The sequence below is a fragment of the Legionella sp. km535 genome (assembly GCF_003990085.1).
GTDB classification, from domain to species: domain Bacteria; phylum Pseudomonadota; class Gammaproteobacteria; order Legionellales; family Legionellaceae; genus Legionella; species Legionella moravica.
In genome coordinates, this window is record NZ_RZGU01000007.1 from 124,479 (window position 1) to 149,453 (window position 24,975).

The window sequence follows — 24,975 nt, forward strand, 5'->3', positions numbered from 1 at the left end:
ATATGACACTCCATATAATACGACGAAAAATAATCAACTACGTGATGCTAATCATCGCAAGCCTGGCAACGTTTATTGCTTTATCATTTTTGGGATGGTTATTTTATGTTTTGATTAAATTAGGTTATCCAGGATTACATTGGAGTGTTATCACATCGATGACGCCACCACCAGGCAGCAGTGGAGGACTGTTAAATTCAATTACTGGAAGCTTGCTTTTAAGCACCCTTGCTATCTTGATTGGTGCGCCAATTGGCATTATGGCCGGTGTGTTTCTTGCTGAATATCATCCTAAAGGAATTTTTTCAACCACCGTGCGTTTTATCATTGATATTTTGCTAGGCGCCCCATCCATTATTATTGGTTTATTTATCTATCAGATTTATGTGATTAAAACAGGGCATTTTTCTGGTTGGGCCGGCTGTTTTGCACTAAGTATTTTAGTGATTCCTATTGTTGCCCGCACAACGGAAAATATTTATACCCTGGTACCTTATACCTTAAGAGAGTCAGTTTTGGCTTTAGGCGCTCCCCAATGGCGGCTTATTGTTTTTTTACTCTCCAGGGTAATTAACGGTGCAGTATTTACTGGTATCTTGTTAGCATTGTCACGAATTGTTGGCGAGGCAGCCCCACTATTATTTACTGCTCTGAATAATCAGTTCCTTAATTTAAACATGAACCAGCCAATGGCAAATCTTCCAGTCACTATATTTAATTTTGCAATGAGCCCTTATCCTGACTGGCAGCAATTAGCATGGACTGGAGCCCTACTGATTACTTTATGGGTTTTTATAATCAATTTAATATGCCGTTTATTGATTAAGCAACACAAAATTGCACATTAGTGCCTGAGGTGAATATGGAAAACAAAGTTTCTAAAGAAAAAATTTCAGTTCGTGACATGTGCTTTTATTATGGAACTACGCAAGTATTGCACCATATCAATTTATCCTTTATGGAAAACAAAATCACTGCGATGATTGGTCCATCCGGGAGTGGGAAATCTACTTTTCTTCGCACCTTAAATTTAATGCATATAACTTATCCTAATCATAAAATGTCAGGTGAAATCATTTTGGATGAGATCAACATTTTAAAAATGGATGTTAATGAACTCCGCAGTAAAATTGGAATGGTATTTCAAAAGCCCACTCCATTTCCTATGTCCATTTTCAACAATGTCGCGTTTGGCGTAAAGCTATACGAAAGCCTGAAACGAAATGAATTGGCAGAACGCGTTGAATGGGCGCTGCAACAGGCCTGCTTGTGGGATGAAGTTAAAGATAAACTGCAGGTAAGTGGTTTAAGCCTTTCCGGAGGACAGCAACAACGTTTATGCATTGCACGCGCTATTGCAATCAGACCTGAGGTACTGTTACTGGATGAACCCACCTCTTCATTAGATCCTGTAGCAACTGCAAAGATAGAAAGTTTGTTACATACCCTTAAAGAACATTTTACTATTATTATCGTGACTCATAATATGCAACAAGCAGCACGATTATCAGATTATACCGCGTACATGTATCTCGGTTCACTGATTGAATACAACGAAACACCAATAATTTTTCATTCCGCTCAAAAAAAAGAAACACAGGATTATGTAGATGGTAAATATGGGTAGGCCCGTAATTGATTGCGATAATCCAAAATTTAATTTTAATAGATCAATTGTAAAAACATGCAAACCTGGGATACGGCCCTTTGGGCCTGCTCCCAGGCTACGCTGATTTATTTGATTAGGTGATCATATCAACGATCATTTGAAATACCAGACGTCCATGATTGATATTGTCGGGGCTTATATCATTCAACCAACGTTACCTGGGAGCAGAAAACCTGGGATACGGCCCTGTGGGCCTACTCCCAGGCTACACTGGTTTATTTGATTAGGTGATCATATCAACGATCATTCGAAACACCAGATGTCCATGATTTGTATTGACTGGACCTATATCATTTAACCAGCGTAGCCTGGGAGCAGAAAACCTGGGATACGGCCCTGTGGGCCTACTCCCAGGCTACACTGGTTTATTTGATTAGGTGATCATATCAACGATCATTCGAAACACCAGATGTCCATGATTGATATTGTCGGGGCTTATATCATTCAACCAACGTTACCTGGGAGCAGAAAACCTGGGATACGGCCCTGTGGGCCTACTCCCAGGCTACACTGGTTTATTTGATTAGGTGATCATATCAACGATCGTTCGAAACACCAGATGTCCATGATTTGTATTGACTGGACCTATATCATTTAACCAGCGTAGCCTGGGAGCAGGCCCACAGGGCCGTATCCCAGGTTTTCATTTTGACAGCTCAGGATTCATTATGATACTTAGCCTCAAATCCCATGACCTACCGAGCAGTAATCAAAAGGCACTTGAAGGCAGCTTTGTTTTATGAACACATATTGGATAAAACCACCCCATAAAGTTGTATTTCAAATACATTTTAATATAATAACTAGGTAATACATACCGTAGAAGCTGAAAATGAACGGATGCATCTGATTACCTTTATGTACATTGCTAAAGCCTATTGGGGGTTAGCTTCTGACGCACGCTTGCGTGAGGTACTACTGGCCGTACGCATTGATGAAGAAGAGCATCGAGATGTCAATCACCAGCTAGCTGACAAATTGGTGAGCGAGCGCACTCTTTTAACCAAACTGGAATCAGAGCTTACAGATAATAAGAGCAGAAATTAAAGGTGCATCATGATAAAAGAATACAGTGAGTTAATGTGTTACAAACAAATAGAGCTTGAAAGCCATGGAAAACTCAAATTTTTCCTTGAAAAACACAGCACTAAAGAAGGAACCTGGGGGCAACTTACTTTAATTGAGGGAGCAATTGATTTTGTATTCCTGAACGGTCAGGGAGAAGAACTATCACGCAGCCGAATTGACAAAGAGCATCGCCAATTGCTGATTCCTCCTGCTGCATGGCATAAAATTATTCCCGTCAGTGAGCCTTTTAAGGCAAATCTTGAATTTTATTGTATGCCCCAGCGTTATTTCAATAAAAAATACGATTTAGGAGCCGCACACAGTGATTTAGTGTATGTCTATCAAACTTATTTACGTCATTTGCAAGCCGCATCAATTCTTGATATTGGCTGTGGCTCAGGAAGAAATGTACTGTACCTGGCAAAAATGGGGCACAGGGTCACAGGAATTGATAACAATTCAATGGCATTGGAAACTCTGAAAGAAATCACCCATAAGGAGTCCTTATCCGGAATCGATACGATAGCACATGATTTAAACCAACCTATGAAACTTGAGCCTGAATCCTATGACCTGGTTCTTTCTACTGTCTCATTGCAATTTTTAAACAAGCAACGCATTCCAGAATTGCTCAGTGAACTCCAAAAAACAACCAGGAAAAATGGGTATCATTTTTTAGTAGTTCCTATTCATTCAGAACTCTACTCAATGCCAGAGTTTTTTACTTTTCTGCCCCAAAAAGAAGAACTCTATCACCTGTATCAGGAAAGTGGCTGGTCGATACTGGAATATAAAGAATCGGTAGGCTATTTGCATAAAAAAGATGAGCTGGGGCGGCCCATGTCGGGTTTATTTGGTCTGTTGCTCGCCCAAAAAATCACATAACGCTTTGCCCCATAGAGCAATAGGGCAGAACCGTTGTTCAGTAACGAATAAGTTAATCCCCAAAATGAAGCATATGTTTCATTATAGTTCAATCCAATGCCTTATCAGGCAAGGCCCCTAAAGTATCTCGTTATGGATAAATAAAAAACACATTGCATCATCTTTTCTTAATATTCTTTTGATAAAATGCCGGTTCGATCAATAGAGGTATATATGAGCAAAGGCAAAATAGAAATAAATCATCCGGCAGAACCTTCAAAGAGTCAGCCCAATAGTAACAATCTCACGAACATAAATATTGAGGAAGCGAAGCCAGACGATGGGATCCATTTGATGAATGATCACGCCCCCTTGGTACCACAATCCATCACGGTTTCCAGCATGGCCACTTATACAGAAGAAATGCTGCTCAATCGTCTGAATGAGACCGGTTTATTAGATGATTTTATAGGCGGAAGAAAAGTTTCTGAACGAAGCAAACACTGGGTAGAATGCTTTTCAAGAGACGACCTTTTTCAAATATTCACAACATTTCCCAAAGTGTACGACCGTTGTTGTGCCTTACTCGATAGCTCTCTTGGAACAGCCGCACTTACTCTTCAACATTTTAATGACCTGTTTTGTGAATTATTTGAGGGTGTTTTACAAAAAGCAAAAGCGATTCATTTACAATGGAGCTGGGGCTTTGGGGAAGGAACCGATGAGTTTACTCATCTGGAAATAGCTCTTTCGCAATGGCACCAGTTTCTAAAAGCGGATGCCTACACAGCAAAAGAAGCCAATCTGATTAGAGCATTAGATAAATTTGCAGAATCTGATTTTGTTCATTTAAACCAAAATGGATTCGCATCGATAAGTACTCAACTGCATAAAATTTGCCAAAATGGACATTGCAGCGCTGGTTTTACTGAACAATTATCCAGAGTCTACACCGCATTAACTCTCGCTCGAACCGTCCTCTTTTTTGAAAATGTGCTAAACACAGATGCAATGAAACACCAGACAGAAGCCCCAAATCATTCAAAAAAATGGGATTATTGCCAATCAGCAGTATTTTTTAAAATGAATCCGGAATTAAAAAAAGAGCTAGAAGCTCCTTTGTACCACGGTAATATTGATACGGAGGCTGCAAAGTGTTTACTCAGGAATCCTGGTGATTATTTAGCCAGATACTCTCCAAATCACAAAAATCATTATATTACGATCTTGCTTCATACCGATGCTTTACACAATAAAACCGTTCTGAATCTGATAATTCCTGCATCAAAACGGGAATCGTGGATAAGAAAACCAATAGAGCATCGCGATGAAATGGAACGTTACCTTAAAGAACAGCTGTCCCTGGAACATTCAGAGCAAACTCAAAAAATTATAGGGTTATTTTTACAAAAAGAAGAATACAATCCAATAATGAATTCGGTTTGTACTCTTGAAGCGGCTCATGCCGTACTTAAAATTTAATCATCCTAATCCAGCCTTTAATCCATCTTTTTTCCCAAATTGATGGATTAAATCGAGCGGTTTGTCCACTAATTGAAATCACACTTTCGGTCATCAAAATAAAAGACATATAAAATATTCATAATGATCATTAAAAATTCATATAATTATTTCATTCTTCCTTAAGCTAGAACATGGATAATAATTAAAACAGCTGTGAATAAATCCCCCCAATCAATACTGCTGTTACTGAACTTAATATTCAACCTGAAGGAGATTAACATGCCTTGGATTTATCAGCCCTACACTTCGCTCTCGGCACTTGAACAACAAGCGATCGTCAGAAGTTATCAGCAAAAATTCCTTGACTTTGACAATGACATCATTATTTACAGTGCACTCGAAGTATTACGTGAAAATGGGCATACGGATATTAACGCAATTCATGTGGGCCAAGATACACCCGGCGAAGACTTTGAACTCTTTATGCAACTCATAAACAAAATTCCTCAGGACAAGCGTTATACTATTTTTTCATTACCTACCAGACAAGGTCGGCATTCAGTTGCAGTGGTCATTGATACTCAAAATCATGAATGTCATGTTGTTGATTCCATCAACCAGTATTATGGTGAAGCAGTTAGTCAAATCCAAACAGCAATTGATTATGGTGTTTTAGAAGGCTACAGAATAGTGCGACCTACATCACAAATTATTCAACAAGATGACCAGTGGAGTTGTGGTATACACAGCTCAGCCAATATTGTGGGCATTATTACTGGCGATATTGATCTTAAAACAAATAAGGGATTGAACAGAAGAAGCAGCGCAGAAGTACAAACGCTTTTGGGAATCTTCAGCAAAGCTTATGAACAAATCTCCATTCAGCGTGGTCAGAATTTAGATAATCCTCGTCTAAATGTTCGGCAAAAAAGAACCCTTCGCTATGGATTACAAGGACTTGATACCACCATGTTCAGCCCTCAGATCCAAAATGACATAAATCAATTAATCGTTGCCTTGCGTGAAGAGCTTCCAAGTGGGATGCTTGAGGCAGAAGTACTGCAACAAAGATCTTTAAATGCTTTTTTAAACGAGTTCAGAGACCGAAATCCTGAAAATGCATTGAATGAACTGGTAAATACTGCAGAATTTGCCCAAACATTGCCCGCGTCCCTGGAAGAAAATGCCGAACTGAAAGAAGCAGTAGTTACAGCCTATTTATCAGAACAACTCAATGCGTTGCAACAATCCCTACAGCAATCGGCCGGCGCTGCCAGCTCGTCAACTCCGGTTGTTGCAGAAGATTTGACATTAGAAACCACCATAACTCATTCTGTTAATCCCGTTTCTGCTCCAGAGCAACTGGAATCAGCCGGCGCTGCCAGCTCGTCGACTCCAGTTGTTGCAGAAGATTTTACATTAGAAACCGCCATAACTCGTTTTGTTAATCCCATTTCTGATTCAGAGCAACGAGAAAATGTCAGACATGCCATAAAATACTTAGAATATATGACTCAACAGAATCCTCGGGTATTTAATGAAGCTTCTTGTCACGCTTTAGCGTCACATGCCCAACCAACGCTCCTTGCGTGTGCACTTCTCATGCTAAATTCTGTAAATGAAGACGATCCAAACATTCAGGCTATTAGCGCTTTAGACAATCCAATGGACTTCTGGCACACCCAAAGCATTGTACATGAAACCGAACAAACAGCAGAACCAGCCCATTATCCGGTGAGTAGCAGTAGTAGTAACGAACCTACAGCGGAACCAAGCAGCTCTTCACCAGCAGATGAGGAATTAACTCTGGAACTGAAGCAATTTTTATCCACTCTTCGAAACGAGCGAAACGGATTGTGCGTGACTGAATTCTGGTCAAGTAGAACAAAAGAGGAGAGAGAGGAATTGAGAACTCGCTTTAATGCTGAAAATCAATCACCTGCAGCATCACGTCCTGTTAGCAGGGCACCATCTGGGGGATTATTAGATTATGTAGGCAGCTTTTTTGGGCTGACCTCATCAAGTTCATCAAGAGCAAAAGAATCGGCAATCACTCAACGTTTGGACGAAAAAGCCCAATTGATGGGTTTTGAGAATTCTAAGGCTCTTCGCGTAGCTTTAGGTCCAAGAGTTTTGCAAGAAATGAAGCAGGAACTTGAAAGAGAATACAATCAAATGTCCCCAAGATAATCCATAAATTTTCTTTTAAAATGAAAAAGCAAGTCATCTTGCTTTTTCATTTTATCAAGAGGACTGACAATACGCATAGGTATTGCTCTTCGAATGATCTTCCATTATCCATTAACTTTGATGCACTGGGTGTGTTAACCCAATATTTAGAAAATGATTGACTCCTCTATTCAAGCTAATTTTAATCCCTAATACCCATTCTATCCGTGGATTTAGATAAGAGCTTTATGCAAGGTTCGAAGAAGAGTATATTTTATAAGAATTGCTCAGAATTGTTCTGAGTATGTATCAGCAATGTATTGTAAACTAACTCCATAAAAGCTTCATAGAGTAGGAATGGTAATTTGAATAAGACATTTATCAGTAAAAAAATACAGTTGCTATTCAGTTGCCTTATCTTGTGTCTGTTCAGTACTCACACAAAAGCAAATCAATCCATTGATGTGTGGGATGTTTTGCGCAATGAATTCAAAATGAGCCATGAAATTAACCGCCCTGAAGTTCAGGATCAAATTCGCTGGCTTTTGGATCATCCGGGCTTTATCACCAAGGTCTGCCAGAAGGCTGAACCCTATCTCTATCATGTGACTCGAGAAATTCAAAGAAGAAATTTACCGGGAGAATTAGCACTGCTTCCTATGATTGAAAGTGCCTATGACCCATTTGCTTATTCCAAAGTTGGTGCTGCAGGCTTATGGCAGATCATGCCTGTGACAGGAAATCAATTGGGCTTAATCCAGGACTGGTGGTTTGATGGCAGAAGAAGCATTAATCATTCAACGGATGCAGCACTCACCCACTTGATGCGCCTCAATAAAGTATTTAATGGAAACTGGATATTCTCCATTGCCGCCTACGATGCAGGCGAAGGAGCCATAGGCAGGGCAATTAAAGCCCAAACTTCGAATAATCGTCCTGTGAGTTTTTGGGAATTAAATGTCCCTAAAGAAACCCAGGTGTACGTGCCGCGATTTTTAGCCCTGGCAGAGATCATGAGCAACCCCAAAGCTTATAAAATTAATCTCCCTGCCATGCCCTTTCGGCCCTATTTTGAAGAAGTGAATATTGGCAGTCAAATTGACTTGAGTCATGCGGCCAGGTTAGCGGGTATCACAGTTAGTGAGTTGACCAAATTAAATCCGGGTTATAACCGATGGGCTACAGCACCGTATAAACCCTTTACCTTGCTGATCCCTATCGCGAAAGTGACTCAGTTTTATTTCAATTTATCTCATTCACCTGTCGATAAACGAGTCAGCTGGACCAAACATCTGGTTCTTCCGAGCGATAGTTTACGAAGTATTGCCAGGCAGTATCACACGACAATCACTTTAATTAAAAAACTAAATCGTCTGTCTGATCAGTCCATACGCCCCAATCAGGTGTTGTTAATTCCAAGCTCGAAAAATTCTCCTGTATTACCCTTCCATGAAATATCTAAATCAAAATTCTTAAGCCAAACCTCAATCAAAGGAACCGTATACCGAGTCATTCATATTGTGCAACCCAACGAATCTTATAAAACACTCGAAATGCTCTACAAGGTTACCACTCAGGATATAATGAATTGGAATCACCTCAATTCAGAAACGGCATTAGTAAACGGTCAGCAATTAATTATCTGGAAAAAAATCAAACAAGGGTAAATAACTTTATAAACAGACAAAGAAAGAGTGGACATATTGTTTCTGGCAAAACTGAGTTGATTTACTAGATAATTATCAAAAGGCCTGTTGTTACTCTGAATGTAATCCGTATTTAATATTTACTTAATCTGGATACAGTACAATCAATTCACAAAAGAACACTTGATAAAGCACGTTTAAAACAGCATTCTTATGTCCGCAACAAATGAACAGGTTTATAAACTGTTAAATCGACCCGAATCGAAAAAACCCGAATTAGACTGTCAGGAATTTATTGAAACCCTGAAACAATTAGCATCTCAAGGCAATTCAGAAGACATGATACACTTTATCAGTGAAGAAATGTCCGAAACCATCGCCGAAAAAATTACTAGAATCATCGGTTATAATAAAACATTCGAGAATATAACGAAACACAATGAAACGGCACAAGTACTTTTATATGCCAGAGGATTATCCTGTTACAGCTATTCGGACCAACTAAAAAAACTGATGGTTCTGGAACACAAAAACCAACCGATGGTGATTCGAGTATTTGCTTATTTATTGCAAAATAAAGACTTCAGAATTCAGTTCATCCAGGATGACAGCCTGGCACCATTTTTCATGGAACACTTATTTCAACCCCTCCAGAAATATATTCATGCACATTATACTGCCGAATTAAAAGAGGAAATGTTACATGCTTGCCACCAGGTTCAAAACAACCGATTGACTGATGAACAAATTACTCAAGAATTACGTCGGATATATGAATTCGACGAGGGTTTATCGGATAAAAAACAGGATTTAATACGAGTAGCAAAATTTCTATCCAATGAACATGAAGTATTAAAGCAATTGGAGCATTTGGAAAAAAGCCTGCAAGCACACGCGGAAGAACGCTTCAACAAAGAAACACAACTTTTAGAAGGATTTAAAGAAGGCGAAGTACTCAAACATCAAAAATTATTATCCAGTTACTTGTGTGAATGGGCCAAACACAATGGTTTTATGGGATATGCCCGGTTGAAGTCCATTATGAGCATCAAAACATTCTTTTCCGTAATTGAATCAGGCGCATTATTTAAAGACAATGTGTTTCAGGGGCATACACACGGTGATTTTTCTCATTTTATCCAATGGGTATTAATTACTAACTGGAATAACGAAAACCCGCACGAACCCCAATTAAAAACACCACCTCCAGCTTTATATCAATGGATTGGTAAAAAGAAATCCACTCTTTATTGGGAAAATACATTCGAATCCCCCAGTATCTCCTCTTTGTATAAACCTGCACAACGTGATTTTAGACGTGTTGAAGTCTTGCACCAGTACTTATTGTCCCCTGAGTGTAAATTTCCTGTACTTCATCAACTGACATCGGGGCGTGCTGCAAAAGGAGAAAGAGCCCTTATTAACGGTCAAATCAATGAGTTCACCCTTGCACCATTTAATCCATAATCTAACAGGGTGTGTTGCTGGCATTCGTGATTCATTGCACAAATCAACGGTCAGCGACTCCTCGATTAATAGCGGTATTAAGACGGCATTTTTTTCAAAAAAATAACCTCATTGCCACGAATATTGGCTATGTTATTTAGAATCAATGGGGTATCCCTCAATAAATTCCTGATATCACCCAGCAAATCATAGCCATGTTGTTTTAATGGCCGCAGTAAAAAATACGCCTCGCCACCAACAGCCAATGAATTGGCTAAGGCCTTAATGAAATTGTCAAAGGAGCTGTCTATAAAAAAGCGGCAACGATTTTTAAATTCAAAAGGCGAAAGCACTCCATGCCCTTGGTGAAAATAAGGAGGATTACTCACGATCAAGTCAAATTGATTAGTCCATTGATCTTCTATTAAGCAATCATAATTAGCCAAATGCCAGTGTAATTGCAACTCAGGCCTGTTAATCACAGCGACATTTTTATGAAAATAATCCGTATAAACAGCTTGAACATCCATAAAATCAATATGCCTTAGTTCAGGTAGATGCCAGGTAAGCTCCATACCTATAACGCCGGAACCAGCACACAGATCGAGTACGCGCAACAGGTTCAGATCGTGCCGATTTCGTAATTGGTCTGCAACGAACAATGCCAGCTGAATTGAATCGAGACTGCAACGATATTCTTCTGGCTGATGGTATTGATAAGTAAACATAAACAAACTGACCGAATTAAAAAGTACACTTGAAGATAAGATTGTGGCTTTTTGGGGTAATTATTGATTCAAAGAGGAATAATGACATGATAACGAACTATCAATAAAAAAAATACCCTCCACACACATGGAGGGCGCTCGATTGATTAGTTTAATTGTGGGGCAGAACTGCAAGGTTCTGATTGAGGTTCCGTTAATAAAGCAACAGCTTCTACTGAAACATAAGCTCTTGCATAATCAGCGAGGACCACATGATAGCTCTCTAAAGTTACCCTTTTTCCAACAAGCTCTGCTAACTGGTTCATAAGAAAATATTTCTTGTTATCTGTTGCGGAATGTAAATCAGCATGCTCAACCATGATGCTTAATAATTGCTTAAATGAAGTTATTAATTCATTAGCAGTAGAAGAGGGATCAAGCTGCTCAAAAAGTTTGCCTATAGCGAAGCCTAAAGCTCTATCTGAAGACTCGCGGGAGCAGACAAGGAGAGTAGTGTTAACTGAACGGAATATAAAATCACCAACATTAGGTGACGAAAAAAATCCCATAAATCCGCCACTCTTGGGCACAAAGGGTGTGGTACTTTGTGGCAATTTTGAAACTCTCGGGTTCGTTGGAATATTAGCTGCACCCCATTCAGCAGAAGATGTTGATGAATAGGCTGGGTACGAACTACTGTATGATGGGGCTCTTGAAGCAGAGCTTGAGCCTGCATCAGGTTGATTCCAATCAGGTTTGATTTCCTGTGCGGTAAACCGATTATAATAGGCCAGAGCTTTTGCCTCTTCACCAATTAAAGACCATACTTTTTGTAAATCCTTAAAGATCTCCTCATCACCGCCATGATCCGGGTGATTTTCAAACGCTTTGGTACGATATGCTTTTTTTAATTCTTTAAAATCAGCAGTGGGTTGAAGACCTAAAAATTCATAAACTGTTGCCATTTTGTGTTACTCCTATCATTGGTTACAGCCTCATTATAAGTCTTCGAGAACAAAAATAGAACGATTTGTTATTAATAGGAGCTATTGAAAAATCATATAATGCCCTTGCCTGTATTCGATTTTATAGACTACCACCCCCCTTGATAAGGTCGATGTTTATTCATCTGACTGGAATTTTTTCCTCTATGATAATGGAAACGCCATTGATTTTGTTGGGTTTTTGGATCTTTGAACGGGTGGTAATCTACAGCAAACATCCGATGCAACTTGCCATCAGGTTTCTTTTTATAAAAATTGACTCCCCCACCCCCTGCTTTGGGATAAAAGATTAATGCGGCTTTATAATTACCTTTTTTAAGTAATGCATAACTGGCTAATGCCGCGGCTACAAATAAGGCGATATTCTGAGAATACGTTTTTTGCTCAGGGAGTTTTTTTTCTTTAATTTCCAAGTTGAAGTCTGCCAAAAATAAATACAACATATTCTACAACATTTGATGAAAAAATGAACCCTATGATCAATAACAAGCAAATATAGGAATCAATTACCCAGGATTACTACATCATCCTGCAAGCAACACCATGTGCTGACTATTTTACTCTATGTTCTTGATGCTTTTTATTGCCTCAGATACATTCCACACTTCATTTGCTAGCCAAGGTAAAAAATGGATTTTATTTCAATACCCGCAGGATAAAACAAAATCAGGTGTATTTGCCATCATTTAAATTGTTAAGAGGTGTAGACAGCCAGACGAAATGTGTATTCTAATGTTGGTACTGACTCATGGCAGGAAAAGGAATTATGATGTTTAAAAGGATGTTCTATTTAATTGTTTTACTAAGCATGTGCTGGATACAGACCACTCAAGCGGAAGAAACCGATCAATTCACTCTTCCCCCTGGCGAATTGCAAGACATTGGTCCGGCTGCAAGCAGCAGACTGTATGAAGTTCTCGAACACATAGTAGCGCAAACCAATTCAGAAATCCGAATGCTGCTGCCAAGAGCCAAAAACAGTCGGCTTGCCGCTGCAAAATTAGCATCACGACGTAATGATTCCTATCTCGTTGATTTAATTTATGAAAAAACAGGACCTGGCTTTCCCCGCTGGATGCGCTGGAGCCAGTTACCAGTCGACATCAAGCCCATGCAATATAAAGAATTCAAGCCCTGGAACACAGTATACTGGCTGGTTTTTTCACAATCTCCTCTGTTTATTATTGGCTTGGCACCAACAATCAATATGTACGACTACTATTTTGGTACTGACAAGTTAGGGCATTTTTTTATGATGGGCCATACGTATTATAAAATTTATACGTATTTCCTGAATCATGGGAAATCTGCTAAAAAAGCCCATGCAGCGATCGTCACTTACGGTCAAATTCTGGAACAAACCTACTTAGGTACCTTGATTAATGGCGTTTATTCCAATGGAGATTTATCGGCCAACTACGCTGGCTGGAAATTTTATATGAATATTGGTCACCCCGTAAAAATAGGAAACAAAACTCTTCCGCCAATTCTGGTACTAAAGAACAATCAATGGGAGTTTGCACAACACGTCAACAAAGAGAACCTGTTAAAGCCTTACATCTCGGATAATTTCAATGAAGCCTACAACCCTTGTCGTTACTCATTTATGCGCGGCCAAATTCGCAGACAAATTAAAAAGCGTTGTGGTCAATGGATTGAGCGAAAAGGACTCACAAAACAAATTGTTGAAGCAAAACTTGAAGAAACCCGTCTTTGGCATGGAGAAAATTACGGTCACTGGCTTCCGAAAGACAATGCCGTCACCCTCAATGCCTGTTTTGGAGGCAGTTAAACTGTTTGAGTTTATACTAATTAATTATCGTTCAAAGGATCGATTGCTTCATCCACCTGATTTTGCAGGTCTTCAATGAACGCCGATACTTTTTCAATTTCTTCAAAGCTGGCAATGTGATACATGGCATCGCCTTCATTAACCAATGGGAGACATGTGTGCACTTCCCATCATTTTTTCAATCTCTTCATAAGGAAATACTATGTCAATAACTACGACCAAGATTGTTCGCTTTCACAAAACTGGCGGTCCTGAAGTGTTGCAATTAGAGGAAATGCCATTACCCGAACCCGAAGCTGGAGAAGTACGCCTTCGAGTACATGCAATTGGTTTAAATCGGGCGGAAGTGATGTTTCGCCGTGGACAGTATCTTGTAAATCCGCAGTTACCATCCAAAATTGGTTATGAGGCCTCCGGCATCGTTGAAGCAGTAGGTCCAGGAGTTGATCAAGGAATAATAGGCAAAAAACTCAGTACTGTTCCTTGTTTTGATATAAGTAAATACGGTGTTTATGGAGAAGTGGCCATTGTACCTGCATATGCGCTTGCAGAATATCCCGAAGAACTTTCTTTCGCTGAGTCAACCTCAATCTGGATGCCGTACATGACGGCCTATGGCGCTTTAGTTCATTATGGCAAAATCACAAAAGGCGATTATGTTTTAATCACTGCGGCCAGTAGCAGCGTCGGAATAGCAGCGATTGAGATTGTAAAAGCAGAAGGAGCCATCAGCATTGCAACCACTCGAACGCAAAAGAAAAAAGCCGAGTTATTAAAACTGGGAGCAGACCATGTGATTGTCACTGATGAGGAGAATATACCTGCTCGTGTTCATGAAATCACCACAGGTAAAGGTGCACGACTTATTTTTGATCCAGTAGCTGGAAAAGGGCTGGAAGCACTTGCTGAAGCCGCGGCATCCCTGGGTATCATTTTTGTTTATGGTGCGTTGTCACATGAAGCCACGCCCTATCCGCTTTTTACAGCATTAAACAAAGGCTTATCGATAAGAGCTTATACATTATTTGAACTGTCAACAGTATCTGAGCTGCGTAAAAAAGCAGAACAATACATATTCAATCATATTAAGAAAGGCACATTTAAACCGATTATAGCTAAGACCTTCTCTCTGGATCAGATCGTTAATGCTCATCAATATATGGAATCCAATGAACAAATCGGGAAAATTGTAGTCACTGTATAAATGTTCTTAATCAGCCCTCTTATAAGCCACAGCATCTGTTGGGTCACCATGACCCAACAAAACAGCGGCATCATTTGTTAAATTTCAGGCATTATCTACTGACAATAATTGTCAGCATGTAGTTATAAACTGAGTTCAACCCTAACCATAACCATAACGAGTAACTCATTATGTTTGAACCAAACGCAATTGTGCTTTATGTCGATGATCTTGAATTAAGCAGCAGCTTTTATCAGGATTTACTAAAAATTAAACCGGTAGAGGCGTCATCATCATTCCATTCATTCCCCTTATCCAATGGAATGAGTCTGGCGTTAAAAGCAATGCATACCGCTATCCCGGTAGCCGACAACAAAGACGGTGTTGAATTAGCATTCACAGTCCAAAATCCCACGCAGGTTGATGAATTATTTGCAGAATGGCAAATGAAAGGCATCAAGATGGCGCAACCCCCAACGTCCCTGCCCTATGGTTATACATTTCTTGCTCTGGATCCAGATGGTCACCGACTGCGCGTTGTCTCGCTCCGAGCCTCATAAAGACAGCATGTACATGATGTCTCTATTTATTTTTTTACTTAATATTAGGGTCTGTTGCCAATACATGTTTCGACGTCCCGCGACTTATTCTCGGGATCCAATAAGCTAGCGCAGCTATCCTGAATCCCAGAATCAAAGCCACAGAAATCCGAAGAGCAGCATTAGTTCCCATCTCAACCGAATTCCCGAGGCTATGACCTGAATCTTATACACATCTTCGAAAAACCTGTTCAGTTCTACTCTCTGGATTCCGCGGTCACAGCCGCGGAAATTCGAAATGCAGTATATACTCACATATCACGCGAATTCCCGCGGCGAAGACCGCGGGATCCATGATGGTGGCATTGAAGTATTGGATCCCGCGGTCTTCGCCGCGGGATTTCGGCTGGGATTTATTCAACTAGAGCAACTGCTTGATGCTGAAACATAGTTGATCCAATTCAATCTTTATAGGCGCAATATGTTGCTGGTTTGCGCGAGATCTCTCGATTCCGCGAACAAGTCGTGGAAAGTAGGCTTGAAAATAATGGAAGGTCAACAGCCCCTAATTCACCTGCATCCCAATTGATGCAGGTTTCTTGTAACCTTAAAATCTATTAAATATGTGGCATAAATACTGCATCTATAAATCAAATATCAACAACCTCTGATATTCAAGGCATTAATCTGCTAAATTATAAATGATGACAGACAATAAGTATTGAATTGTACCAATAAGCGGATTATGTTTTATCATTTTCCTAACACATAGAGAACATTATGGAAGATATTCTATTCATATTATCTACAGTACTGTTTTTTTGTCTTTGCAAAGGCGTAATCAGATTTTATGATTCATTATCACGGAGCGAGTAATGGATATTTATTGGATTAGCGGACTAATTACTTTAGGCTTACTTATCTATTTATTGATCGTTTTATTTAAACCCGAACTTTTTTAGCCTTCATATAGGGAATGGATTCTATGATTTCTGAAATGAGCATGATGCAAATTTCTTTCTATCTTTTAGTTCTTCTTTTATTGGTTAAACCATTAGGCTGGTATATGGCTAGGGTTTATCAAGGGAAACTCTCTGCAATAAATCGTATTGGCAGCCCCATAGAACGACTCATATACAAGCTGTGCGGTATTGATCCCAATCAGGCTATGGATTGGAAACGCTATTTATCAGCAATGCTGCTGTTTAACGTACTCGGTTTATTAATAGTCTACCTGGTGCAAAGACTTCAAGTGTTCCTGCCGTTAAACCCCCAAAATTATTCATCTCCTTCACCATATTTGGCATTTAATACAGCAGTCAGTTTTGCTACGAATTCAAATTGGCAAGCCTATGGCAACGATACAACAATGAGCTATTTCACCAAAATGCTCGCCCTGACATCGCAAAATTTCCTCTCTGCAGCAACGGGCATGTCGTTATTAATGGCCTTAACTCGAGGAATTGTAAATCACGAAAGCAGTGATCTTGGAAATTTTTGGGTAGATACCCTGCGAGGAATACTGTACATCCTGTTACCTCTCTCATTCCTTTTTGCCTTAATCCTGGTGTCACAAGGAGTCATACAAAATTTAAAACCCAACCAAACCGTTCACTTAATTCAGCCGTTTAATTATACGCAACCCATTGTAAATAATACGCCAACCACAGAGAACATAAATGTAACGCAACAGGTCATTCCAATGGGGCCAGTAGCATCTGAAGTGGCAATCAAACAATTAGGAACTAACGGAGGGGGCTTTTTTAATGTCAATTCAGCCCATCCCTTTGAAAATCCAACCCCGCTAACCAATTTTTTAGAAATGCTGGCGATCCTGCTCATCCCGGCCTCCTTATGTTATAGCTTTGGAATGATGGTTAACGACAAGCGTCAAGGTTGGGCTATTCTGACAGCAATGTACCTCATGTTTATTCCGTTTGTTTTTCTTGGCGTGTATTCAGAGCAAACAGGTAACCCTGCGTTGACTCAAATGGGAGTAAATCAGGTAAGCCAATTGGATGGATTCCCTGGCGGCAACATGGAAGGAAAAGAAACCCGATTCGGGATTGTTAATTCAGCACTATGGACTACAGCAACCACCGCGGCAGCTAATGGCTCAGTGAATTCCATGCTTAATTCCTATACTCCCATTGGAGGCTTTGTTCCTTTATGGATGATGCATTTGGGTGAAGTAATTTTTGGTGGGGTAGGTTCAGGTTTATACGGCATGCTCATGCTGGTGATCATTACTGTATTTATCGCAGGCTTAATGGTTGGACGAACGCCTGAATATTTAGGAAAAAAAATCGAGCCATTTGAGATGAAAATGGCCGCAATAGCGGTATTAATCCTACCACTGACGGTGCTACTTTCTACTGCAGTAGGTTCAGTGACCCAGATGGGTACGAGTACAATTGCCAACCCTGGAGCCCATGGCTTTAGTGAAATCCTTTACGCCTTCACATCCATGGGCAGCAATAATGGCAGTGCGTTTGAAGGCCTGAATGCAAACACTCCTTTTTACACCATATTAGGAGGTGCCATAATGCTACTATCCAGATACTGGATAGCTATTTCCATCATGGCGATTGCAGGCTCGCTGGCGCGAAAAAAAATTACTATCAGCAGCGCTGGGACACTGGCCACTCATTCGCCTCTTTTTATTTTTCTGCTTCTCGGCGTCCTGATTCTTATCGGTGCCCTTTCGTTTCTTCCAGCATTGGCATTAGGACCAATTGCTGAACAGTTGATGCTTGGGGGATCTTATGGACAATAAACTTCACCGTTCCATGTGGGACATTAAAATTATCAAACAGGCATTATGGCAATCCATTACAAAACTGGTACCTCAAAATCAGGTACGCAATCCGGTAATGTTCTGTGTTTATATTGGCTCCATTCTGTCCACACTCCTGTTCATCCAATCTGTGACAGGGCAAGGCGAATCCTCTCCTGGTTTTATTTTAGCAATTACATTACTCTTGTGGATCACCTTGTTTTTTGCCAATTTTGCAGAAAGTATGGCCGAAGGCCGTGGAAAAGCCCAGGCTCAGTCATTAAAAAAAGCACGACGGGAAATTCAAGCCAAAAAACTCTCTAAACCATCCCGGGACGGCAAAATTACATTAGTCCAATCCGCTCTTTTACGTGCAGGGGATATAGTATTGGTTGAAATGGGAGATTTTATTCCAAGTGACGGCGAAGTTATTGAGGGAATTGCCTCAGTTAATGAAAGCGCCATTACCGGTGAAAGTGCACCAGTAATCAGAGAAAGCGGAGGGGATCGCAATGCAGTTACTGGAGGAACACAGGTTATCTCGGATTGGTTAATTATACGCATCACGTCTAACCCCGGAGAGACTTTTTTAGATGGCATGATCGCACTGGTTGAAGGGGCAAAAAGGCAGAAAACACCCAATGAACTGGCACTGACGATACTGCTTGCTACCCTTACGATTATCTTTTTATTGGTTTGTACCACCCTTCTACCCTTTTCTATTTACAGTGTTCATTCTACACATGCAGGTCAAGTGGTGTCGATCACCGTTCTTGTCGCCTTGTTTGTTTGTTTGGCACCAACGACTATAGGCGGATTGCTTTCAGCAATCGGAATTGCTGGCATGGACAGGATGATTCAGGCCAATGTCATTGCCATGTCCGGCAATGCCGTTGAAGCAGCCGGTGATGTCGATGTCTTGCTGCTCGACAAAACGGGAACCATTACCCTGGGAAATCGTGAAGCCATAGAATTTATACCCGCTGATGGAGTCAGCATAGAAACCTTAACCGATGCCGCTCAATTGGCATCACTTGCCGATGAAACTCCCGAAGGAAGAAGTATCGTCATATTAGCAAAAAATAAATATGGGCTGCGCGGACGGGATTTGACTCAGCTGGGTGCAACCTTTATTCCCTTTGCAGCAGAAACGCGCATGAGTGGTGCGAATTTACCTGGGCGACAGATACGTAAGGGAGCCTCCATTGCAATGGAAGAGTATCTTACAGAGCTTGGCAGCCATTTACCGGAATCCGTTCAAAGTATTGTGGAACAGATTTCACGAAAGGGAGGGACCGCTCTTGTTGTCACAGAGGGCAGCCAGGCGCTGGGCGTTATCCATTTAAAAGACATTATCAAAGGAGGCATTAAAGAGCGCTTCATGCAATTAAGGCGCATGGGCATCAAAACCATCATGGTGACTGGCGATAATGAGCTCACCGCTGCAGCCATTGCCGCAGAATCGGGAGTGGATGATTTTTTAGCTAATGCAAAACCCGAAGATAAATTGAAACTGATTCGTCAATTGCAAGCCAAGGGCAATTTGGTTGCCATGGCAGGTGATGGAACGAACGATGCCCCTGGCTTGGCACAGGCAGATGTAGCGGTTGCGATGAACACGGGTACTCAAGCTGCAAAAGAAGCCGGTAATTTGATCGATTTGGATTCCAACCCAACCAAGCTGATTGAAATAGTTGAAATTGGCAAACAATTATTAATGACCAGAGGAGCATTAACGACATTTAGCATCGCGAATGACGTAGCAAAATACTTTGCTATTCTTCCTGCGGCATTCGCAGCAACTTATCCTGCATTAAACACACTGAATATAATGCATTTAGCCACACCCAAAAGCGCTATTTTATCCGCTGTTATTTATAATGCGATCATTATCATTTTTTTAATTCCACTGGCTTTGCGTGGAGTGAAATATCGACATGTGGAGGCGGCCAAACTGCTGCGCTCGAATGTCTTGATTTATGGTTTAGGCGGTTTGATAGTTCCATTTTTCTGCATTAAATTCATTGATTTTATTTTATCAGGCTTAGGATTGGTATAAGGACACACTATGTTTAAAGAAGCGGTCAGACAAATAAGAACAGCATTTATTTTACTTGTACTGTTAACGGTTTTAACCGGATTAATCTATCCGCTTCTTGTAACCGGAGTGGCACAGTTTTTGTTCCCATGGCAAGCCAATGGAAGTATTATTTCTCAAGATGGAAAGCCTGTAGGATCGTTATTAATCGGACAATCATTTACCTCTCCAGGTTATTTTTGGGGTCGTCCATCAGCTACCCCATTATTTCCCTATAATGGTGAAGCCTCTTCAGGATCAAACAGCGGCCCTTCAAACCCGAGTTTTTTGTTAACCGTAAAAGAAAGAGTAGCTGAACTGAAAAAATTGGATTCGGAATCAAACAATCTAGTCCCGGTTGATTTAGTTACTGCCTCTGGAAGTGGTCTGGATCCGGAAATTAGCCCTCTGGCGGCAAGGTACCAAATTCCAAGAATTGCTAATGCGCGCCATATTCCAGAACAAGTACTTGAAGATCTTGTACAAAAACATATTGAACATCGCACGTTCTATCTATTAGGTGAGCAACGGGTTAATGTTTTAAAGTTAAACCTGGCATTGGATAACTTAAGGATGAGTTATGGTCAATCAACGCCTGAGTCCTGAACAATTTTTGCAACAGATACAGAAAGAGGAACTCAAAGAGCAACGAGGGAAACTGAAGATTTATCTTGGAGCAGCTCCTGGAGTAGGCAAGACCTACGCCATGCTGCATGATGCGCTTGAAAAAAGATCCAAAAACCTTGACGTGATTGTTGGCATCGCAGAGTCTCATGGGCGAGTTGATACAGAGGCCTTGTTGGAACAATTAGAAAAAATGCCTCGCCTGACCGTCAACTACAAAGACAGAATGTGTGAGGAATTCGATCTTGATGCAGCATTGAAACGTCACCCAGGCCTCATTTTAGTTGATGAAATGGCTCATACCAATGTTCCCGGTTTACGTCATGAAAAAAGATGGCAGGATATCAAAGAACTTCTGGACAAAGGCATTGACGTTTACACCACCCTGAATGTACAGCATATTGAAAGCTTAAAGGATGATGTTGCCCGCATCATTCAAGCGCCAATCAAAGAGACCGTTCCCGATTCAATGATAGAACGAGCAGATGCAATTGAGCTCATTGACTTTCCTCCGGAAGAATTACTAAAACGTCTTCAGGATGGAAAAATTTATTTTCCCAAGCAGGCTGAACTCGCGGGAGAACATTTTTTTCGAAAAGGCAATTTGATTGCATTACGTGAACTGGCTTTACGTATAACTGCAAACCGGGTGGGATTTGATGCCCAAATGTACCGACAAGATGCAGGCATAAAGGAAATTTGGGCAACTAGCGATAAAATTTTAGTCTGCGTGGGTCCCAAGCCTGAAGTGCAAAGCTTGATTCGTTCGGCAAAACGTATAGCTAATAGCTTACAGGCGGAATGGATAGCGGTCTATGTTGATACTCCCACACTGCGTTCATCATCCCAACAACGAAACAGCGCCATCCAAAATTTGCGTTTGGCAGAACTTCTGGGTGCTCAAACTTTTGTTTTAACAGGTTTTGACATCGTTAAAGAAATTATTAATTTTTCCCGTGAGCAAAATGTAACGCAAATTATTATATGGAAACATGTTTTAAGCCGCTGGCAAGGCTGGTTTCGCAAGAATCTCTCTGATGAAGTATTACGTCAAAGTGGTGACATTGACGTTTATGTGATCACTGGTGAGGAAACCAAACCCCAACCAGAAAAAAAGACTGAACCAGAGACTTTTTCATGGAAATCATACGGAATTTCTATTGCCATAGTGGCCTTGGTTACCGAAATTAATCTCCTGATTGAACCCGTTATGACTTCCAGCAATTTAGTTATGGTGTATTTGTTAGGTGTAACTGTTACTGCCTTATTGGGAAGACTGGGGCCTTCTATTCTGTCCTCGATTCTTAGCGTCCTGGCTTTTGACTTTTTCTTTGTTCCCCCTGTTAAAAGTTTCGCAGTATCCGATAAAGAATATTTTTTTACTCTGTTGATCATGCTGATTATCTCTCAAATTATTAGTAATTTAACCATACTTGCTCGACGCCAGGCAGAATCATCACGTATAACTCAAAGTCAGACAACCGCACTCTATACTTTGAATCGTCAATTAACCAGAACACGGGGAGATGAGCACATCATCGAATTAGGAACCAACTTTATTTCGAAAGTCTTTAATAGCGACGTACTGATACTCATTCCTAAAAATAACCAGCTAAAACCCTCTTCCTATACCCCCTTTTTCGAGACTTTGGATTTAAAAGAATACGGTATCGCTCAATGGGTATATGAAATGACGCAACCGGCTGGGCTAGGTACAGATACCCTTGCATTCTCAAAAGCCTTATATCTTCCGATTACATCGTCAGTTGAAACCATTGGCGTTTTAAGAATTCAACCCAAAGATGGGCAACTCTTTACTCCTGAACAAATGAAACTGTTACAATCGTGTATTAGTCATGTATCTTTGGCTTTGGAGGTTGATCGATTACAAGATAAAGAGCGAAAAAAAGATCTTGAAAAAGAAACAGATAAAGCACGTTCAGCATTGCTCCAAACCATTGTGCATGATTTAAGCTCCCCTCTCAAACAAGTAATCAAAGCAGTGAATGGTTTAAAAAAAATCGAAGGAGCAAAAGTCAGAATTATTGAAGAAAATATCGATTATGAAATCGATAAACTCAACAGGTTAAATACGAATCTTAACCTGATAATTCAATTGGAATCAGAGAAAATACTCTTTAAAAAATCACCCACCTCCATCGTTGAAGTGATTCATTCTGTCATTGAATCGTCAAAAAACAGACTCGACAAAAGAACGGTACAAACCAATATTCCCGAACAGGTACCCCTGGTCCAGGCAGATCCACAAATGATTAGGGAAGTATTTATTCACCTCTTTGATAATGCCATTAAATATTCACCTCCTGATACTCCGATTCATATTTCAGTACATAGCCAAGAACATCAGCTGGTGATCAGTATTGAAGATTTTGGCTCAGGTATATCCAATGAGGAGAAAAATAAATTATTTAAAAAATTTTATCGGGGCAAAGACAACCTTACAGAACATGGGCTGGGTTTGGGTTTAGCCATTTGTCAGAAGATTATTGCCGCGCACGAAGGGCAAATTTGGGTAGAAAATGTGAAAAGCAAAGGAGCAACCTTTCGTTTCACCCTTCCGATTGCTTCGAATTAATCTTCAAAAACAAATACTCAACGGGCAACACGTGACTTGATTATATTTTCGGTCCAGGTGTTTTTACTTCATCAAACATCCGCTCCAGTTCAGTAATGGAGTCTGTTTGACTTTTAAAAAAAGTACCCAGCAATAAGGGACTCTGTCGAGTCTGAAGCAACTGATACTCATATGAGTCCCTAATCCGTTCGATAAAGCCCGACAAAAGATCTCGTGGACAATCGTTTATTCTGATGGTCAACTCGTTCATGATCGCCGTCTTTAAGCTATTTCCTCTTAACCCTGAAAACCTGTCACTGCCAATCAGGACCTCATGGTTATTAATTTGTTGCCCAACCACTAACCCCTCTTCATATTGAAGAACATCATGACCTTCAGACTGTTGATTCCGGTTGTACTCGTTCTGAACATTGGAAAAGTTAAACAGATAGATACCGCACCTGACCATCTGCAAACGAAGGATTTCATTTTTTAGGGATTCATTCGTTAATAAAGTTTCATCCGCCACCTCATCCTCAACTAAAATCTTCATCTCAATTTTATTGAGGATGTGCTGGCATAGTTCATAAAAATCACGTAGTGCCTGTTTTGCTGGCCGATTGTACTCGCTTTGAGTCAGTTTTCCGATGATCTCGGTATTAAGCGCATCACGAGCTTGGATAAAGGTAGTGGTTTCTCGTGCCTCAGAAGTGGGGAATTGGCGATAGAGTTCTTCATATTTGTATTTCAACCAAAGATATACATTGAGAACGCTGTGTTTTTCGAGGCCTTCTTTCAACGCATCAAGTGACTTTAAATCATCAAGACTCTTCATAATCGAATTCTCCGGAATACCTATTCCCCTTGATTCAATTATAGTTCAAATAAAAGCCAATCCGTTTTTTTGATAAACTTCATGATTCCACGAAGACTTTTCTTCATTTAGTTCAAATACTCCCTAGACTCTGTGAACAAATTTGATTAATTACTTGAAAAATAGGCAGCTGGCGTAGCCTGGGAGCAGGCCCAAAGGGCCGTATCCCAGGATTTCTTTTAAGTTGAAAATGGATTATTACCATAAAATTAATGAAAGAGGTTGGTCTAAGTGAGTTTGGAGAGTAAATGAGTGGTGAACTTAAGCTGGCATAGCAATGAAAACCTGGGATACGGCCCTTGGGGCCTACTCCCAGGCTACGCCGGCTAAAAAATTACCCCGTTTTTTCTATTCAATAAATAACCATCTAGCGTAGCCTGGGAGTAGGCCCAAAGGGCCGTATCCCAGGATTTCTTTTAAGTTGAAAATGGATTATTACCATAAAATTAATGAAAGAGGTTGGTCTAAGTGAGTTTGGAGAGTAAATGAGTGGTGAAC

General features: G+C 40.4%; 21 protein-coding genes. 16 read left to right on the plus strand and 5 right to left on the minus strand.

The features are described from left to right. Positions 1-2: 2 nt before the first annotated feature. From pstA to ELY21_RS06075, 8 genes are all read left to right on the plus strand, one after another. The gene (gene pstA / locus ELY21_RS06040) at positions 3-848 is read left to right on the plus strand and encodes a phosphate ABC transporter permease PstA (protein WP_127107813.1); all 846 of its coding nucleotides are present in this window, start codon (positions 3-5) and stop codon (positions 846-848) included. Positions 849-862: 14 nt separating this feature from the next. After that, positions 863-1,627, plus strand: a complete 765-nt coding sequence (gene pstB / locus ELY21_RS06045; RefSeq protein ID WP_127107815.1) for a phosphate ABC transporter ATP-binding protein PstB — start codon at positions 863-865, stop codon at positions 1,625-1,627. An 882-nt stretch (positions 1,628-2,509) separates the two neighbouring features. Then, positions 2,510-2,716 carry an alternative oxidase gene (locus ELY21_RS06050; RefSeq protein ID WP_233588672.1) on the plus strand — a complete coding sequence of 69 codons (207 nt, stop codon included), beginning with the start codon at positions 2,510-2,512 and terminating at the stop codon, positions 2,714-2,716. A gap of 9 nt (positions 2,717-2,725) precedes the next feature. Then, complete coding sequence (gene tehB / locus ELY21_RS06055; protein WP_127107817.1) at positions 2,726-3,622, plus strand: SAM-dependent methyltransferase TehB; 897 nt, start codon at positions 2,726-2,728, stop codon at positions 3,620-3,622. Positions 3,623-3,835: 213 nt separating this feature from the next. Further along, positions 3,836-5,083 (plus strand): hypothetical protein, encoded by a 1,248-nt coding sequence (locus ELY21_RS06060; RefSeq protein ID WP_127107819.1) that lies wholly within the window; start codon positions 3,836-3,838, stop codon positions 5,081-5,083. Positions 5,084-5,344: 261 nt separating this feature from the next. Further along, a complete protein-coding gene (locus tag ELY21_RS06065) occupies positions 5,345-7,255 on the plus strand; it encodes a hypothetical protein (RefSeq protein WP_127107821.1) in 1,911 nt (636 codons plus the stop codon). Between the two features lie 344 nt (positions 7,256-7,599). Beyond that, positions 7,600-8,901: a transglycosylase SLT domain-containing protein gene (locus ELY21_RS06070; protein ID WP_127107822.1), complete on the plus strand. Its 1,302-nt coding sequence runs from the start codon at positions 7,600-7,602 to the stop codon at positions 8,899-8,901. Between the two features lie 192 nt (positions 8,902-9,093). Further along, on the plus strand, positions 9,094-10,347 hold the full coding sequence (locus ELY21_RS06075; protein ID WP_127107824.1) for a LirA/MavJ family T4SS effector: 1,254 nt from the start codon (positions 9,094-9,096) through the stop codon (positions 10,345-10,347). Positions 10,348-10,424: 77 nt separating this feature from the next. Here ELY21_RS06075 and ELY21_RS06080 read toward each other — a convergent pair whose 3' ends face one another. From ELY21_RS06080 to ELY21_RS06090, 3 genes are all read right to left on the minus strand, one after another. After that, positions 10,425-11,054 (minus strand): methyltransferase, encoded by a 630-nt coding sequence (locus ELY21_RS06080; protein ID WP_127107826.1) that lies wholly within the window; start codon positions 11,052-11,054, stop codon positions 10,425-10,427. 146 nt (positions 11,055-11,200) lie between these two features. Then, positions 11,201-11,998: a J domain-containing protein gene (locus ELY21_RS06085; RefSeq protein WP_127107828.1), complete on the minus strand. Its 798-nt coding sequence runs from the start codon at positions 11,996-11,998 to the stop codon at positions 11,201-11,203. 128 nt (positions 11,999-12,126) lie between these two features. Beyond that, entirely contained in the window at positions 12,127-12,480 is a 354-nt protein-coding gene (locus ELY21_RS06090; RefSeq protein WP_028384188.1) for a hypothetical protein, read from the minus strand. A gap of 323 nt (positions 12,481-12,803) precedes the next feature. On the opposite strand from ELY21_RS06090, the gene ELY21_RS06095 reads away from it, so the two are divergent. After that, entirely contained in the window at positions 12,804-13,829 is a 1,026-nt protein-coding gene (locus tag ELY21_RS06095) for a hypothetical protein (RefSeq protein ID WP_127107830.1), read from the plus strand. A 20-nt stretch (positions 13,830-13,849) separates the two neighbouring features. Here the strand turns inward: ELY21_RS06095 and ELY21_RS15575 are convergent, their stop codons facing one another. Continuing rightward, positions 13,850-13,993, minus strand: a complete 144-nt coding sequence (locus ELY21_RS15575; RefSeq protein WP_158618522.1) for a hypothetical protein — start codon at positions 13,991-13,993, stop codon at positions 13,850-13,852. Between the two features lie 38 nt (positions 13,994-14,031). On the opposite strand from ELY21_RS15575, the gene ELY21_RS06100 reads away from it, so the two are divergent. From ELY21_RS06100 to ELY21_RS06130, 7 genes are all read left to right on the plus strand, one after another. Continuing rightward, on the plus strand, positions 14,032-15,033 hold the full coding sequence (locus ELY21_RS06100; RefSeq protein WP_127107832.1) for a zinc-dependent alcohol dehydrogenase family protein: 1,002 nt from the start codon (positions 14,032-14,034) through the stop codon (positions 15,031-15,033). Between the two features lie 170 nt (positions 15,034-15,203). Next, positions 15,204-15,572, plus strand: coding sequence for a VOC family protein (locus ELY21_RS06105; RefSeq protein WP_127107834.1), 369 nt, complete (start codon positions 15,204-15,206; stop codon positions 15,570-15,572). Between the two features lie 854 nt (positions 15,573-16,426). Next, on the plus strand, positions 16,427-16,513 hold the full coding sequence (gene kdpF, locus ELY21_RS16025) for a K(+)-transporting ATPase subunit F (RefSeq protein ID WP_035921857.1): 87 nt from the start codon (positions 16,427-16,429) through the stop codon (positions 16,511-16,513). 23 nt (positions 16,514-16,536) lie between these two features. Next, the gene (kdpA, locus tag ELY21_RS06115; protein ID WP_199741649.1) at positions 16,537-18,327 is read left to right on the plus strand and encodes a potassium-transporting ATPase subunit KdpA; all 1,791 of its coding nucleotides are present in this window, start codon (positions 16,537-16,539) and stop codon (positions 18,325-18,327) included. Then, a complete protein-coding gene (gene kdpB, locus ELY21_RS06120; protein ID WP_127107836.1) occupies positions 18,317-20,386 on the plus strand; it encodes a potassium-transporting ATPase subunit KdpB in 2,070 nt (689 codons plus the stop codon). The genes kdpA and kdpB overlap by 11 nt, the downstream gene beginning before the upstream one ends. A 9-nt stretch (positions 20,387-20,395) precedes the next feature. Further along, entirely contained in the window at positions 20,396-21,010 is a 615-nt protein-coding gene (gene kdpC, locus ELY21_RS06125) for a potassium-transporting ATPase subunit KdpC (RefSeq protein ID WP_127107838.1), read from the plus strand. Then, entirely contained in the window at positions 20,985-23,624 is a 2,640-nt protein-coding gene (locus ELY21_RS06130) for a sensor histidine kinase KdpD (protein WP_158618523.1), read from the plus strand. The genes kdpC and ELY21_RS06130 overlap by 26 nt, the downstream gene beginning before the upstream one ends. 40 nt (positions 23,625-23,664) lie before the next feature. Here the strand turns inward: ELY21_RS06130 and ELY21_RS06135 are convergent, their stop codons facing one another. Next, positions 23,665-24,438, minus strand: a complete 774-nt coding sequence (locus ELY21_RS06135; RefSeq protein ID WP_127107840.1) for a hypothetical protein — start codon at positions 24,436-24,438, stop codon at positions 23,665-23,667. Positions 24,439-24,975: the final 537 nt, after the last annotated feature.

Bases quoted from the DNA above. Each gene is read 5' to 3' on its own strand.
- pstA (WP_127107813.1), top strand. From the start codon at position 3: ATGACACTCCATATAATACGACGAAAAATAATCAACTACGTGATGCTA.
- pstB (WP_127107815.1), top strand. From the start codon at position 863: ATGGAAAACAAAGTTTCTAAAGAAAAAATTTCAGTTCGTGACATGTGC.
- ELY21_RS06050 (WP_233588672.1), top strand. From the start codon at position 2,510: ATGCATCTGATTACCTTTATGTACATTGCTAAAGCCTATTGGGGGTTA.
- tehB (WP_127107817.1), top strand. From the start codon at position 2,726: ATGATAAAAGAATACAGTGAGTTAATGTGTTACAAACAAATAGAGCTT.
- ELY21_RS06060 (WP_127107819.1), top strand. From the start codon at position 3,836: ATGAGCAAAGGCAAAATAGAAATAAATCATCCGGCAGAACCTTCAAAG.
- ELY21_RS06065 (WP_127107821.1), top strand. From the start codon at position 5,345: ATGCCTTGGATTTATCAGCCCTACACTTCGCTCTCGGCACTTGAACAA.
- ELY21_RS06075 (WP_127107824.1), top strand. From the start codon at position 9,094: ATGTCCGCAACAAATGAACAGGTTTATAAACTGTTAAATCGACCCGAA.
- ELY21_RS06080 (WP_127107826.1), bottom strand. From the start codon at position 11,054: ATGTTTACTTATCAATACCATCAGCCAGAAGAATATCGTTGCAGTCTC.
- ELY21_RS06085 (WP_127107828.1), bottom strand. From the start codon at position 11,998: ATGGCAACAGTTTATGAATTTTTAGGTCTTCAACCCACTGCTGATTTT.
- ELY21_RS06090 (WP_028384188.1), bottom strand. From the start codon at position 12,480: ATGTTGTATTTATTTTTGGCAGACTTCAACTTGGAAATTAAAGAAAAA.
- ELY21_RS06095 (WP_127107830.1), top strand. From the start codon at position 12,804: ATGATGTTTAAAAGGATGTTCTATTTAATTGTTTTACTAAGCATGTGC.
- ELY21_RS06100 (WP_127107832.1), top strand. From the start codon at position 14,032: ATGTCAATAACTACGACCAAGATTGTTCGCTTTCACAAAACTGGCGGT.
- ELY21_RS06105 (WP_127107834.1), top strand. From the start codon at position 15,204: ATGTTTGAACCAAACGCAATTGTGCTTTATGTCGATGATCTTGAATTA.
- kdpF (WP_035921857.1), top strand. From the start codon at position 16,427: ATGGATATTTATTGGATTAGCGGACTAATTACTTTAGGCTTACTTATC.
- kdpA (WP_199741649.1), top strand. From the start codon at position 16,537: ATGATTTCTGAAATGAGCATGATGCAAATTTCTTTCTATCTTTTAGTT.
- kdpB (WP_127107836.1), top strand. From the start codon at position 18,317: ATGGACAATAAACTTCACCGTTCCATGTGGGACATTAAAATTATCAAA.
- kdpC (WP_127107838.1), top strand. From the start codon at position 20,396: ATGTTTAAAGAAGCGGTCAGACAAATAAGAACAGCATTTATTTTACTT.
- ELY21_RS06130 (WP_158618523.1), top strand. From the start codon at position 20,985: ATGGTCAATCAACGCCTGAGTCCTGAACAATTTTTGCAACAGATACAG.
- ELY21_RS06135 (WP_127107840.1), bottom strand. From the start codon at position 24,438: ATGAAGAGTCTTGATGATTTAAAGTCACTTGATGCGTTGAAAGAAGGC.